We start from the raw sequence: 13,976 nt of genomic DNA, 5'->3' as shown, positions 1-13,976 counted from the left end.
ACGCCGTGTGCCCCCGCCACAATTGGATCACGTCATTGATTGGGGCTGTATCGGAAATGGTACAGCACGGGAATCACTGCGCGCCGTCAATGCCCTGAACGGTTACGAAGTCCCACAGACCGCTTTCCGTATTGGCCGTCTTGACGAATGCGCTGTCACGGTTGGCGTCGCCTTCCTCGTTGAAGGAGATCTCGCCGGTGATACCAGTGTACTTCACGCCGGGCAGTGCCGCCATAACATCCTGAGGATTGGTAGTACCTGCGGCCTTCAGTGCCTCCAACGCGGTGTAGTAGGCGTCATACCCCATCACGGAGACAGCGGAGATAATGTCGTTGCCGCCGTTGTTGGACAGGTTGGTGCTGTCAGACTTGATCCACTCTTTGAATCCCTTCTCAAACTCCGCATTGCCGCCCTCGGCGTAGAACGTGGTCACATAGACCTTCACGTCCTTGCCCTTTGCAGCGCCCAGGATCACGTTGGAGTCCCAAGTGTCGGAGGCCAGCAGCGGCATGTCAATTCCCTGCGCGGCAGCCTGCTCCACAATCAGCTGTGCATAGCTGATGGAGGTGGGAGCGAAGATCACGTCCGCACCCTCATTCTTCGCGGTGGTCAGATAGGAGGTGAAGTCGGAGTTGTTTTTGGGGAAAGACTCCACAACACACTCCATACCCAGCTTCTCTGCTGCCTGCTTGAAGTAGTTCATCAGGCCCTGGTCGTAGTCGTTACCCAGCTGGCCCAGGCAGTACACCTTCTCCGCCTTCAGCTCGTCCTTGGCAAAGTTGGCCAGGACAGTACCCTGGAAGGGGTCCAGGAAGCAGATCCGGAAGTAGTGGTCATTGCCCTCCGTGATCTGGGGGTTGGTGCAGGTCACACCCACAGCGGGAATCTTTGCCTGTGCGAAGGTGTCGGAAGCCGCGATGGAAACGCCGGAACCGTAAGAGCCCAAAATGATGGACACGTTCTTGGAGATCAGATTGCTGGCTGCGGACACGGCCTTGTCGTTGGAGGACTCGTTATCCACCACTTCCAGCTTGACATTGTAAGTCTTCCCGCCAATGTCTACTGTGGGGGTTTCTGCATTTGCATACTGCATACCCAGAACCTCCTGCTTACCGCCGGCACCGTTGTCGCCGGAGAGGGGCTCGAAGACGCCGATCACCACGGTATCACCGTTGGCAGACGCATTGGCGTCGCCGCCGCTGCCGGTTTCGTCGGCAGGCTCTGCCGGCGTGCCGCAGGCACACAGTGCCAGCGCCATGCAGCCGGCCAGCAGAAGTGCAAGAATCTTCTTCATTTTTTTACCTCCTTAAATTTGTCAGCATGTCCGCCCACAGTGGACGTATGTACATTTCTGACATTGTTTTTATAGTTTACTATAAATCGTATCATTTTGCAACTTTTTTTTCGTTTCTAAGCATTCCGCAGCGTTTGTTCTGCGTCTTTAACTTTCCACGCGGACGGTGCTGCTGCCACCGCGGGTCTTTTGAATCACAATTTGGCGGTCAATCCGCGCCTTCAGACCGGAAACATGGGAAATAATCCCCACCAGTTTGTTCCTCTCTGCCAAACCGGACAAAGTCCGAATGGCCAGCTCCAACGCTTCCTCGTCCAGGGAGCCAAAGCCTTCGTCTACAAACAGCACATCCAGCCGCAATCCACCGGCCGCGGCCTGCATTTCATCCGCCAACCCCAGCGCCAATGCCAGAGAAGCCTGGAAGGACTCTCCTCCTGACAGCGTCTTTACACTCCGCTGCCCTCCCTCATAGTGATCCAGAACATTGAGCTCCAATCCGCTGCGGCTGCGCTGATTTTCCGCCCCTTGTCGGCGCAGAAGCTCATATCGCCCACTGGTCATAGCCATGAGCCGAAGGTTGGCCCGCGCCAAAATCCGGTCAAACCAAGTCATTTGAACATAGGTCTCCAGCATGATTTTGTCTTTTCCCGGCACTGTGCCATTGGCGGTGTTGGAAAGGGCGCGGATCCAGGTCCATTTCTCCTGGACTTCCCCACGCTGCCGTACAGCCTCTCGCAACGCTTTCCAGGCATGCTGATTTCTCTCCTGCTGCGTCAACAGAGCTTCCCGTCGCCTCTGCATTTCCTGCAGGGTTTTCTGGTGTTCCCCGGCCTGCGCTAAGAGATCAGGGAGAACATCGTACTGGGCCTCTTCAAGCTGTTCTTGCAATGCTTTGATCCGAGTATCCGCCGCTTCTCTTGTTTGGCGGCATGCCTCGTAGTCAGCCTGGAGCCTGTGCAGGGCGCGTTCCCCCGCCTCTTTTCTCTGTTGACAGGATGTGAGCGCCGCTTCCGCTTCCTGCCGGGCGGAAAATTCCAAAGACGCTTTCTGCCTCTGAATCTGATGATTCAGCGCTGCCAGCTTGCTCTCCAGCCCCGACTGTGCCTTCTCAATGGAGAGAATACTCGCCTGGGCCCTGGCAATCTCTTCCTCCAGCCTTGGCATGCGAATTTGAATTTCCTCACGGCGCCTCCTATGCTGGCGCAGCTGCATCTCCAGCTGATCCAGCTGCGCCGCTTCGTCCTGGCATTCTGCTGCCGCAGCGTTCATTTGCTGGGAAATCGTTGGAAACGACACTTCACCAAACAGGGCCTTCCCCTGGCGCTCTGCCTCCTGCCGGGCGGAAGCCCAACGGGCTTGGGCCTTCCCAGCCGATAAACTGGCCGTCTGGGTTGCGGTTTCCGCTTCTTCCATTGCCGTCCGCTTCTCTTGAAGGTGCTCACGTGTTGGCACCGACTCAGAGCGCTGTGCGGGAAAAGGATGATGGAGGGAGCCACAAACAGGGCATCGTTCTCCCTCCTGCAGGAAACCGGCCAAATAACCAGCTTGTCCATCCAGAAACTCCCGTTCCAGCTGGGTATATGCCCACCGAAGGTGGGTGGAATTCTCCGCTGCAGCGCGGTATTGCTCCAGTGCCGCTTGATGGGAATGGGAGCACCTTCTCTCTTCTTGAAGCAGCTCACGCAGCGTACCCAGCTCTTTTTCCCGGGAAGCCAGCTTCTGTCTTCGCGCCTTCAAAAGTGCTTCCCGCTGTTCCAAACCCTCCAGTTGAGACAGTTCCTGCCGGAGTGCAGCCTGCTCAGTCTGTCGATTGCCGGCGTCCTGCACAGCCTTTGCCTTCCCCGCTGCCCCTTTTTGCATCTGATCGAATACGGTATTCCTCTCTTTTTCCAGGTCTTCCAATAATACATAGGCGGAAAGTTGCTCTGTTCGAACCGCGATCTCCTCCGTCAGCCGCTGGAGGGCGGCCTCCTGCCCGGGGGCCGTATCCCATTCCCTTTGCAGTTTCTCCCAGGTGGGCATCCAGGATTTTAACTGCGCCTGGGCTGCCGAAAGCTCCTGCCGAACCCGGGCGGCGGCCTCCTCTTTTCCAATACGACGGGATAGGGTTTCCCCTTCAGCCTGCAGTGTCTGCTCTTGTTTTCGAAGTGCCTCCAGATCCGCGGTTTCTTTCTGCAAAATTTTCTCCAAAAGGGAAAGCATCTCACCGTCTTCCAAACAAACAGCTTCCCTCCAGGCTTCCTCCCATTCCGGTCCCGGCTGCACCTGCTCAACATGCTGTTGTATTTTTTGACTCAAGCTCTCATAGGTGCTTTTCCACTGGGCTGCTTCTGTCCGCAGCGCTTCCTGGAGCTTTTGATAGGGCTCCGTGTGGAAAATTTCCCGAAAAATCTTGCTTCGTTCCTCGGTTTTCGCCAGCAAGAGCTGGAGAAACTCCCCTTGGGCAATCATCGCCACCCGATTAAACTGCGCCCGGTCCAGCCCAATCAGCGCCTTCACCGCCTTTGTAACCTCCCGCGTCCCTGTCACAGGAGGGTGTCCATCGGGGAACAAGAGCTGAGCATCTGCCTTTTCCACCACCAGTTTATCTCCCCGTTTCGCGGGCCGGAGATATTCTGGATTGCGGCGAACGGTGTACTGCTTTTCTCCGCATTGAAAGGTCAGTTCCACAAAAGTTGGTACTGTACCCTTCGCGTAGCTGCTTCGGAGCATAACCGGTTCTCGATGTGTCCCGCTGGCTTCTCCATACAGCGCAAAGGTAATGCCATCAAACAATGTAGTCTTTCCCGCGCCAGTTTCTCCTGTAATTAAGTAGATGCCTCGGGTTCCCAACTGGGAAAAGTCCACTGTGACTTCCTCTGCATAGGGACCAAAGGCAGACAAGGTCAAGACAAGGGGCCGCATAACGATTCCTCCCAGATTTTTTCCATCTCTGCTTTTAGAAATTCCTCCTGAACTTGGTGCATCGGCTGATTGTTCTGCAGCTGATAAAGGTCCTGGAAAAGGGCCAGGGGGGTCTTCTCCTCAGGCCGCTCTGCCCCCAAAATTTCTCCCGTTGACTGGGTGCGGAGATTGTCATAGCTGAGCTTGAGCAGGTTGGGATAAATAGTCCGCAGTTTTCCCATGGCCTCTGGTACATCTTCCTCATCGGTCAGGATGACATGGAGATAATCCTCTACCTGCATGCCCTGATAAAATTTCCGGGATGTAACCGTTTCATAGGTCCCCCGCACCTCCCGCAGATCCCGCATGGGACACAGGGGGATCGCCTCAATTTTTACACGTCCTTTTTCCTCCAGTGTTACCAAGGTCACCGATTTCTCCTGTCCGCTCTCTGAAAAGGAGTACTTCAGCGGCGTACCACAGTAGCGAAGGGTTGGCCGTCCTACGCTCTGGGCTCTGTGGAGATGTCCCAAGGCAACATAGTCGAATGGATCAAACAGTTCTCCACTCACCTGGTCCAACCCGCCGACCGAATGTTCCTCTGATTCGCTGGTGGTCCCCCCGGTGACAAACTGATGCGCCACCAGAACATTGCGCCGCGATGGGGGCACTGTCCATTGCTGGAGCGCGTAGGAAACGGCATCCTGGTAGGTGGCAATCTCCGCTTCCGGCGCAGAATGGCGCACGAGAGCCGGCTTCAAATAGGGCAGCAGATAAATGGCCACTTCTCCATAGGCATCCCGCAAAAGAACAGGTTCCTGAGGCCCCTGATAGACCGCAGACAAATAGATGCCGGTTCCGGTCAAAAGACGCGCGCCAAAACTCAACCGCTCTGGAGAGTCGTGATTCCCGCTGATGGCAAAGACGGGGATTCCTGCCTGAGAGAGCGCCGTAAAAAAAGTATCTAACAGTATCACAGCCTCTGCCGGTGGAACCGGTTTGTCATAGAGATCCCCCGCCAGCAATACCCCGTCCACTTTTCTCTCTATGGCGAGCTGTGCAATCTGCTCTAAAATATATCGCTGATCCTCCAGCATAGAGCATTCATTGACCCGCTTTCCGATGTGCAGGTCAGATAGATGGAGCAGCTTCACACATACCATCTCCTTTCTCCCTTTATGAAAAAAACGGTATGGCACTTTGTGCCATACCGTTTTGAGCGTGCGGTTACCGCGCTGCAATGACCTCAATTTCCACCAAGGCGTCCTTGGGAAGCTGCGCCACGGCAAAGCAGGAGCGAGCCGGCTTATGGTCCTTAAAATACTGTGCGTAAATTTCGTTGAACAGGGAGAAATCCTCCATGCTCTTCAGATAACAGGTGGTCTTTACCACATGATTCAGGGTCAGACCAGCCGCCTTCAGCACAGAGATCACATTCTCCAGGGCCTGAACGGTTTGGGCAGCCATGCTGTGTGCCAAGGCACCCGTATCCGGGATCAAACCCAGCTGGCCGGAGGCAAAGATCAGACCGCCTGTCTCAATGGCCTGGGAATACGGCCCGATTGCCGCTGGTGCTTTGTCGGTGTGCAGGATTTCCATACAATACGCTTCCTTTCTTTGGGAGTTCCATCATATTTTTTCGGATTCTATCTGCCTTCAGGCGCGCAGAACCCGTTTGAGCACGGTTTCCAATTGTTCAGCCGCACGCTGGATGGTCTGCTGTGGGGCTGCCAAATTCAGCCGGATATGGGTATCTGATTTCTCTCCTTCCGGGAAGAACCAGTGCCCGTAGTCCGGAGCCAGATGACAGGCGTTCTGAACGAAGTCGTGGAGCGTCTCCCGAGAAACGACACCTGCCAAATCAATCCACATCAGATAAGTTCCCTCCAGAGGAGACACAACCACCTCTGGGAATTGTGACAGCGTCTCCCGCAGCATGCAGGCATTTTGAAATATCGCGTGGAGAACCATCTCCAGCCATTCCTTTCCCCCCAAAAATGCCGCTGTCACCGCTACATAATCCAGTGTGCTTCCCTCACTGATCCCCAGTTTACGTTGGAAGGCATCAAACTGTTCCCGCTGTGCTTCCTCTGGGAGGACTAAGATAGAATTTTTCATACCGGCCAAATTAAAGGTTTTGCTGGCGGAGAAAAAGGTAATGGGTTTTCCTTCCCCCTGCCACAAACGGGTGGCGGAACAATGGCGATGGCCCGGCATGAGAATGTCATGGTGGATTTCATCTGACACCACCTGGACCTGATGACGCTGGCAGCACGCCAGCATGCCTCTGAGCTCCTCTTCCCTCCAAACCCGTCCAACAGGGTTGTGAGGAGAACAGAGCAAAAAGAGCTTTGGTCTCTGTGCCACAATGGTCTGCTCAAATTGTTCCAAGTCTACCGTGTAAATCCCATTCCGCTCTGTCAACGGATGGTACACCGCCCTCCGTCCTGTATTCCGAATCACTCGATAGAAGGGATAGTATACCGGGATCTGGACCAAAATACCGTCACCCGGCGCTGTGATGGCCTGAATCAGCTGAAAAAGGCCGGAAACAACGCCCGATGTTGTCCGAATCCACTCCCGCTGCAAGCATGTACCGTGTTGGGTTTTCTCCCAACCCAGGATGCTTTCATAATAGGCGTCTGGGACACGATAATATCCAAATGCGCCCTGCTCTACGGCCTGGTGCAGCGCATCCCGCACACACTTTGGCGCCTTGAAATCCATGTCAGCCACCCAGAGGGGCAGCAAGTCCTCCTGCCCAAAGGTCGCCAGAAGGGAATCCCACTTGGCGCTATTGGTGCCCCTGCGGTCCAGGAGCGCGATTTCCCGTAGATCTGTTTGCACAACTAAGTTCCCTCCCCTGTTTGTTTTGATTAAATTTTACCCCACCTTTCTTCCGGGCGCAAGCGCCATTGCGCTTCCATAGAAAACCTTGGAGAGGAAGACAAAACCTCCCTTCCTTTTCTTACCACCTTTTTTCATTCTGACGAGAAAATTTCCCGCGCTTCCCTCCTCCTTTCTCTTGTTTGCCCGCATGCCCTGTGCTACAATAAAAGAAAAGTTTTCCTTTTTTCTTTCTTTGCGGAAAACGAATTTTCCTTTTCAAAAGAACACCTAAAAGCAAAAATAGAATAGGAGTGATTCCCATGCGGTATACATTTGGACTGATCGGCAGCGGAAATATGGGCGGTGCAATTGCCCGTGCGGTCAGCCTGACCTTGAAAGATGGTATTTTAGCTGACCACAGTCCCCAGCGGGCGCAGGAATTGGCCGCTGAATTGGGGTTTTCCTCAGGCACCAATGAAGACGCGGCTCGGGAGAGTCAATATCTTTTTCTGGGGGTCAAGCCCCACCTAATGGGCGGTATGCTGGAGGGAATCCGCCCCACGCTGGCTTCTCGGGAAACCTCCCCCATCCTGGTCTCCATGGCGGCAGGGCTTACCATCGCCCAGATCCAGCAGATGGCTGGACAGAAGTATCCCGTCATCCGCATCATGCCAAACACACCTGTGGCAGTGAGAGAAGGGGTCGTTCTTTACGAGACCAGTGCCAATGTCACTGCGGATATGATGGATGGTTTTTTGAACATGATGTCCCAGGCCGGAAAGCTCTTCCACCTGGAGGAATCTCTCATGGACGTTGGCGCGGCAGTTTCTGGCTGCGGCCCTGCCTACGCCTATCTCATTCTGGATGCCATGGCCGACGGCGGTGTGGCTTGTGGCCTTCCCCGGCCTGATGCGGTTCGCTTCGCCGCCCAAACACTTTTAGGCGCCGCCCAAATGGTATTGGAAACTGGAAAACATCCCGATCAATTAAAAAACGACGTTTGCAGTCCTGGCGGCAGTACCATCCAAGGGGTCCGCACACTAGAACAGCGCGCTGTTCGCGCCGCAGTGATGGACGCGGTCATTGCGGCCTGCGAGAAAAACGCAGCTTTGGGAAAATAAGAAGAAACCGCACCGTGTATTACGGTGCGGTTTCTTTTGGTTTTGTGGGGGATTCCGGCCAACGGGGGGAGACCCATCTTCGCCAGAGGATGACTGCCAGCCATCCGCAGAACACCCCCAAAATCAGGCCGCCCAATACGTCAGTGGGAAAATGAACGTAAAGATACAGCCGGGAAAACGCGATGAGGGCAGCCACAACCAGAGTGATCCATCTTCCTTTCCAGCGGTTCATCAGAAGAACTGTGGCCGCTGCAAAGGAGGCGGATGTATGTCCCGAGGGGAAAGACGGGTCCCCTGGCCGGGCCACCAAAAGCTCCACCGCGGTGTTGAGGTCACAGGGCCGAATCCGGTCCACTGCATTTTTCAACATGAGGTTGCAGAGAATGAGACTAAACAGCAGGGACACCAGAACTTGCGCCCCGGTTGCCCGCTCTCCTTTTTGGAAGAAAAGAATGAGAACGCCCAACAGAATCCAGAGGATTCCTTGATCCCCTAAACCGGTAATAAAGGGCATCACCGCATCCCAAAAACTATTGTGACAGTGGGCCGCGATCCAGTCCAAAATTCCAAGCTCCGCCATAGACAGCGGATTCATGCCACCGCCCTCCTTCCAGTCTAAATGATTGCATCATTGTAGCACAAGAGAGACGCGGAAGCAAGGGAAACTCAGCGCTTCTGATCCGGCAGAGACCGGACCTCTTCCAGAATCTTTTCCGTCTGCTCTTCCCCATACGAAAAATCAACATGGGGATGATAGAGCTCCTCCAGCACATCGTGACAGGCCTTGGCCCGGGCCAAATGGCTCATCCCTTCTGCCATGAGTTCCTCCGCCACCCGGTTGGATAGGCGCAGGAAGCTTCTGCCCTCTTGCCAAGCAGATTGCTCTACAAGGCTTTCCGTCCGAATGGTCCGGAAGCCTTGTTTCTTTTTCATTGGGCCGGTCACAAAAGCCAGAGACTTCTCTGGAATCAACAAATGTTCTAAGCGGTCGGGCTGTTCTGGACAGAGACAGGCGATCACATCATACCCACCCGCCAGAAATTTCCGTTCCAAAGCGTGTAAAAGAAAGCCGGACAGAGCGCAATCATCCCGAATTTCATACCCTCGCTCACACAGAGCAGAAACCGTATCCTCCAGCAGCACACGTCCCAGACAAGTGGGGCCGCCCAAAAAACGGGGAATGCGTTTTCCTGGCTGTGTCCGGGTGGTTTTCAGCTCTCTTGCCAGGATTCCAGACGCCCGTTTCTCTGCTTTTGCCAGCGTCTCCTCTGTATGAAGGGGGGTGCTTCCGCGGCGTCGGCTTTCCACCGCTCCACGGATACAGCGGTATGCCTCTGGATAGCAGGCTCGATATGCCTGTGTTGCCGCAACGATTTCCTCCCGCATGGCAAACAGAGCGGTCCGGTCATAGCCTGCCCCCAAATCGACATAGTGTCCTGTTGCTCCTGTATAAGCCGGGTCCATCACATGAGGGGATGTTCCGTCCATCAATGCGGCCCCCTTCTCCGGGAAATAAACACCGTCCAAAGAATCTGGGTCTCCAGAGCAACAGATGTACTCCACCGAATAGCCTGCTTTCTCCATATCATCGGCCACCCGGCGCATCAATGTGGATTTTCCACAGCCGGCGCCCCCTTTGATGGTGTAAAAGGCCTGCATCTTCGCTTGATCCACCCATTGGTCATATAAAGATGAAAATCCACTTGCGGAATTTGCGCCCAAAAAAAACTGGATTCCACGTGCAAAGTCTGACATATCCTGTCCTCCCAGCATGAAAATTGGTCTAATCCAGTTTACGTCTTTACCGTCTCTTCTGTCACTCTTCTTCACCGCTTTTTTATAGCCAGTCTTCCACCACCTCCCTCAATGTGCAAGGGGTCACGCCCCCGCCGACCAGAATTTGAGCCAAGGACTCAATTCGATCCGGCCGGACTGTAATGTCCAGCACTTCCTCCCGCTCTCCTGTTTGGATCATCAGAATACGGATTCCGTAGCTCTCACAGCAAACAGGGGGAGGGATGGTCCGAATCAAAATCCAATACGCACAGGTCGCTGGCCGGCCGATCTGGTTACTGAGATCGACCTGGCCAATGAAAAGCTCTCTCATCACTCTTCCTCCTAAATTTATTTCATTTTGTAACCTTTTGTAGTTATATTGTAATGTCAAAAACTTCTCTTGCAAAGAACTTTCGTTCGCCTTATTTCGACAGCATTCTACCAAATGGACTGATTTCTCCCGGAAAATGACCATTTCACGGCGTCTGCACACGCAGAAATGTCGAAAAGTAACCGACGTTCTATTCCATCGATATCCGTTTTCCGACTGGAGTTCCATCATTTTCCATCTCATTTTCTGTTATTCTCTGTTATTCAATTCCATAAATGTTGTTTTTTTCTAAAATCCTCCAAAAATTTGAATAGCGGCTCTTTTCGAAACAAAAAATTTCTCTCAAACTTTTCCTTTTTTAGGATTGACAATCCCAATTTCGTGTGATAATATAATTAACGCATCTAACCGGCGCCCTGTTTCAAACGGAGAGATGTCCGAGCGGTTTAAGGAGCTGGTCTTGAAAACCAGTGACCCGAAAGGGCCGTGGGTTCGAATCCCACTCTCTCCGCCATTTTCTTATGATGGACCAATTAATTCGGATCTGGAGAAGTACCCAAGTGGCCGAAGGGGCTCCCCTGCTAAGGGAGTAGGGCGTGTTGAGCGTCGCGAGGGTTCAAATCCCTCCTTCTCCGCCAAAAGAAAAGCCTTGATCTTCAATGGATCAAGGCTTTTTTCTTTTTGTGGACTCAGAAAAGTCACCGTTGCTCCTTTCCTGAAAATTTTTCTCTTTTTCAAAATATTCTCTTGCCTTCTCCTTTACTCTGTTGTATAATATAAAAGATTTCTAAATGTATGATTGATTACCACCGGTTGTAAGTCAACTTCCATTTTGACTTGCTGCCGGTGGTTTTTCTTTTCTGAATTTCGGATCAAAACTTTTTAGGAGGTTCTCAACATGAATCATGGTACAGTAAAGTGGTTTAACGAGGAAAAAGGATTTGGATTTATTTCCAACGAAGACGGAAGCGGAGATGTGTTTGTCCATTTTTCCGCCATACAGGGCACAGGATTCCGCTCTCTCCAGCCAGGTCAGCAGGTAACGTATGACACAGAGGCAGATCCCAGAAACGTCAATCGGCTCCGCGCCGTCCGAGTCACATGCATTGCCTAACCACCAGATGCCTTTCACCGTCCTGGTATACCAGGACGGTGTTTCTTTGTTTTCTGCCGAGAAACCTCTGTATTGCTTTTTCCGATTTCTTCCGCTAAAATTGAACAGAACCCAAAGAAATCATGTCATTTCTATCGGAGGCGCACAATGTCACATCCAAAGGAATCTATCATCTTGGGCCGTCTGCTTCAACGGCAGGACCCAACTTATCGAGATTTTCATAAGAAACTTCTTCCAACCGTGGACCCAGAGCGGCTCATCGGGGTTCGAACACCTCAGCTTCGCAGTCTGGCCAAAGAGTTGTCCGGTACACCAGAGGCCGAGGATTTCCTGGCCAGTCTGCCTCATACGTACTATGATGAGAATACCCTCCATGGTCTCTTGATTTCCAACGGAAAAGACATTTCTTGGGTCATCGCTCAACTGGACCGTTTCCTGCCCTTCGTCGATAATTGGGCCACCTGCGATCTCACGCGTCCAAAGATCTTTCAAAAACACTTGCCGGAGCTGCTTCCCAAAGTGAAGGAATGGCTTGCATCCGATCATGAATATACCGTCCGTTTTGGAATCGGTATGTTATTGTCCTTCTATCTTGACCGGGCATTTCAACCTGAATATTTAACCTGGGTTGCATCCCTACACAGGCAGGAATACTATGTCAACATGATGATTGCCTGGTACTTTGCAACCGCTCTGGCCAAACAGTATGAGGCAGCACTTCCCTATCTGCAGTCCCACTGCTTGGAGCAATGGACTCACAACAAGGCCATACAAAAAGCTCTGGAGAGCACTCGAATTCCCCCAGAACACAAAGAGATACTGAGAACCTTGAAACGGAAACAAGAGAAGGAGTAATTGTGATGACGACTCGGGAAGAAGCCATCCACGCCTGTCTCATCGATTCCTCCGTTTATCCAGACACCCCATTCCACGATGCAAACTGGACCATAATACGACACCAAGAAAACCAAAAAATGTTTGCTGCTGTTTACCAGCGGAAGGGACAAACTTGGATGAATGTGAAGGTCGAGCCCCTAACAGGAGATTTTTTGCGGCAAACCTACCCCGCTGCGGTACCTGCTTACCACATGAATAAAACCCATTGGATCAGCCTTATTTTGGATGGATCTTTAGAGGATTCCATGATCCAGGACTTAATCTGGCGCAGCTACCTTTTGACTGCGCCCCGCAGAAAAAACACAACACCATGAACAGGAGGCGCCATCATGTTATCTTATACGTACCTCTCCCCTGGAAAATTCGGCCTTATCCAGAAGCCGAAACCTGTCCTGCGCCATGACAGAGACGCGATTGTCCGGGTAACCCTCTCCAGCATTTGCACCAGTGACCTGCATATTAAGCACGGCACAGTTCCACGAGCCATCCCTGGCGTTACGGTCGGTCACGAAATGGTTGGCATTGTGGAATCTGTCGGCGCGGAAGTTTCCACAGTAAAACCTGGTGACCGGGTGTCGGTCAACGTGGAGACCTTCTGCGGCACATGTTTCTTCTGCCAACACGGATATGTCAACAACTGCACCGATCCCAACGGCGGCTGGGCACTGGGGTGTCGAATTGACGGCGGTCAGGCAGAATATGTCCGGGTTCCTTATGCGGATCAAGGTCTCACCATCATCCCGGATACGGTAACAGACCGTCAAGCTCTCTTTGTAGGTGACCTCTTGGCCACGGGATTTTGGGCCACCCGCATTTCGGAGATCGGTCCAGAAGACACTGTGCTCCTCTTGGGGGCGGGCCCCACTGGCATTTGCACTCTCTTATGCGCTCTCTTAAAAGAACCCAGGAAAATCATTGTCTGTGAGCCAGATCCTATGCGTCGAGCCTTTGTGCAGACACAATATCCTCAGGTTTTGACCACCACACCGGAAGAAGTGGTCTCTGTGGTGCGAAAAGAGGGCGCACACGGCGGCGCAGACGTTGTTCTGGAAATTGCCGGTAGCTCGGACTCGTTTCAACTGGCCTGGCAGTGCGCCCGCCCCAATGCCATCGTCACCATTGTGGCGATGTATGACCGCCCGCAGATTCTCCCCTTGCCAGAGATGTATGGAAAGAATTTGACTTTCAAAACAGGTGGGGTAGATGGTTGTCATTGTAAAGAAGTTCTTTCTCTGATTCAGACAGGGCAGCTGGATACCACTCCCCTGATTACCCATACATTTCCCTTGACTGAGATCGAGGCGGCTTATGACCTCTTTGAGTACCGACGGGATGGCGTTATTAAGGTAGCAATTCAAGGTACCTAACCATCCTCAACCGAAAATTCGAAATGAAAAAACTATTTTATGTTATTTTTACACGGTCACGTCAGATTCTGTGACCGTGTAAATAATAGTTGAATCGAACCTCTTTGAGATATCAAAATAAGAGATCATCATTTCATTGACCAGTATATTGGAAATGCTACGCTATTTCCAATATACTGGTTTACTGTTTAACGATGTTGAAACCTGCTCTGTTGTCCATCGTCTGCCGGATAAAGCAATAAGAATGATTTTAGGTTGCAAGATTGATCCATTTAATTTATTAATTTTCTCAATATTTTTAAAATAATGTTTGACAATACATTATATATTATAGTATATAATTGTAAGATATCAATAAAATTCA

The 13,976-nt window shown here is 52.3% G+C and carries 13 protein-coding genes and 2 tRNA genes; 7 read left to right on the top strand and 8 right to left on the bottom strand.

The window, feature by feature from the left end; translation table 11 throughout:
• Positions 1-73: 73 nt before the first annotated feature.
• The 5 genes from DV520_RS06200 to DV520_RS06180 form a co-directional block, all read right to left on the bottom strand.
• Positions 74-1,294, bottom strand: a complete 1,221-nt coding sequence (locus tag DV520_RS06200) for an ABC transporter substrate-binding protein (protein WP_021919674.1) — start codon at positions 1,292-1,294, stop codon at positions 74-76.
• 147 nt (positions 1,295-1,441) lie between these two features.
• Positions 1,442-4,198 carry an AAA family ATPase gene (locus tag DV520_RS06195; protein ID WP_117142151.1) on the bottom strand — a complete coding sequence of 919 codons (2,757 nt, stop codon included), beginning with the start codon at positions 4,196-4,198 and terminating at the stop codon, positions 1,442-1,444.
• Positions 4,180-5,331 carry an exonuclease SbcCD subunit D gene (locus DV520_RS06190; protein ID WP_117142150.1) on the bottom strand — a complete coding sequence of 384 codons (1,152 nt, stop codon included), beginning with the start codon at positions 5,329-5,331 and terminating at the stop codon, positions 4,180-4,182. The genes DV520_RS06195 and DV520_RS06190 overlap by 19 nt, the downstream gene beginning before the upstream one ends.
• Positions 5,332-5,404: 73 nt before the next feature.
• Complete coding sequence (locus tag DV520_RS06185) at positions 5,405-5,776, bottom strand: RidA family protein (RefSeq protein WP_021919677.1); 372 nt, start codon at positions 5,774-5,776, stop codon at positions 5,405-5,407.
• A 57-nt stretch (positions 5,777-5,833) separates the two neighbouring features.
• Positions 5,834-7,024 carry a MalY/PatB family protein gene (locus tag DV520_RS06180; RefSeq protein ID WP_165850051.1) on the bottom strand — a complete coding sequence of 397 codons (1,191 nt, stop codon included), beginning with the start codon at positions 7,022-7,024 and terminating at the stop codon, positions 5,834-5,836.
• Positions 7,025-7,326: 302 nt separating this feature from the next.
• Here DV520_RS06180 and proC point away from each other — a divergent pair, with 302 nt between their 5' ends.
• On the top strand, positions 7,327-8,127 hold the full coding sequence (proC, locus tag DV520_RS06175; protein ID WP_117142148.1) for a pyrroline-5-carboxylate reductase: 801 nt from the start codon (positions 7,327-7,329) through the stop codon (positions 8,125-8,127).
• Between the two features lie 19 nt (positions 8,128-8,146).
• On the opposite strand, the gene DV520_RS06170 is transcribed toward proC, so the two are convergent.
• The 3 genes from DV520_RS06170 to DV520_RS06160 form a co-directional block, all read right to left on the bottom strand.
• Positions 8,147-8,722, bottom strand: coding sequence for a phosphatase PAP2 family protein (locus DV520_RS06170; protein ID WP_021919680.1), 576 nt, complete (start codon positions 8,720-8,722; stop codon positions 8,147-8,149).
• Between the two features lie 71 nt (positions 8,723-8,793).
• The gene (locus tag DV520_RS06165; protein ID WP_117142147.1) at positions 8,794-9,882 is read right to left on the bottom strand and encodes a P-loop domain-containing protein; all 1,089 of its coding nucleotides are present in this window, start codon (positions 9,880-9,882) and stop codon (positions 8,794-8,796) included.
• Positions 9,883-9,964: 82 nt separating this feature from the next.
• The gene (locus DV520_RS06160) at positions 9,965-10,234 is read right to left on the bottom strand and encodes a DUF6514 family protein (protein WP_021919682.1); all 270 of its coding nucleotides are present in this window, start codon (positions 10,232-10,234) and stop codon (positions 9,965-9,967) included.
• Positions 10,235-10,661: 427 nt separating this feature from the next.
• On the opposite strand from DV520_RS06160, the gene DV520_RS06155 reads away from it, so the two are divergent.
• From DV520_RS06155 to DV520_RS06130, 6 genes are all read left to right on the top strand, one after another.
• Positions 10,662-10,748, top strand: a tRNA-Ser gene (locus DV520_RS06155).
• A 32-nt stretch (positions 10,749-10,780) separates the two neighbouring features.
• A tRNA-Ser gene (locus tag DV520_RS06150) sits at positions 10,781-10,872 on the top strand.
• Positions 10,873-11,132: 260 nt separating this feature from the next.
• Positions 11,133-11,348, top strand: a complete 216-nt coding sequence (locus DV520_RS06145; RefSeq protein WP_021919683.1) for a cold-shock protein — start codon at positions 11,133-11,135, stop codon at positions 11,346-11,348.
• A gap of 147 nt (positions 11,349-11,495) precedes the next feature.
• Positions 11,496-12,203 (top strand): DNA alkylation repair protein, encoded by a 708-nt coding sequence (locus DV520_RS06140; RefSeq protein WP_117142146.1) that lies wholly within the window; start codon positions 11,496-11,498, stop codon positions 12,201-12,203.
• Between the two features lie 5 nt (positions 12,204-12,208).
• Positions 12,209-12,559, top strand: coding sequence for an MmcQ/YjbR family DNA-binding protein (locus tag DV520_RS06135; RefSeq protein WP_117142145.1), 351 nt, complete (start codon positions 12,209-12,211; stop codon positions 12,557-12,559).
• 15 nt (positions 12,560-12,574) lie between these two features.
• On the top strand, positions 12,575-13,612 hold the full coding sequence (locus DV520_RS06130; protein ID WP_117142144.1) for an alcohol dehydrogenase: 1,038 nt from the start codon (positions 12,575-12,577) through the stop codon (positions 13,610-13,612).
• Positions 13,613-13,976: the final 364 nt, after the last annotated feature.

Origin of the sequence: Evtepia gabavorous (genome assembly GCF_003425665.1) — a bacterium.
GTDB classification, from domain to species: domain Bacteria; phylum Bacillota; class Clostridia; order Oscillospirales; family Oscillospiraceae; genus Evtepia; species Evtepia gabavorous.
Note: the sequence above shows the minus strand (reverse complement) of the source record. Positions and strands in the feature narration are given on the sequence as shown.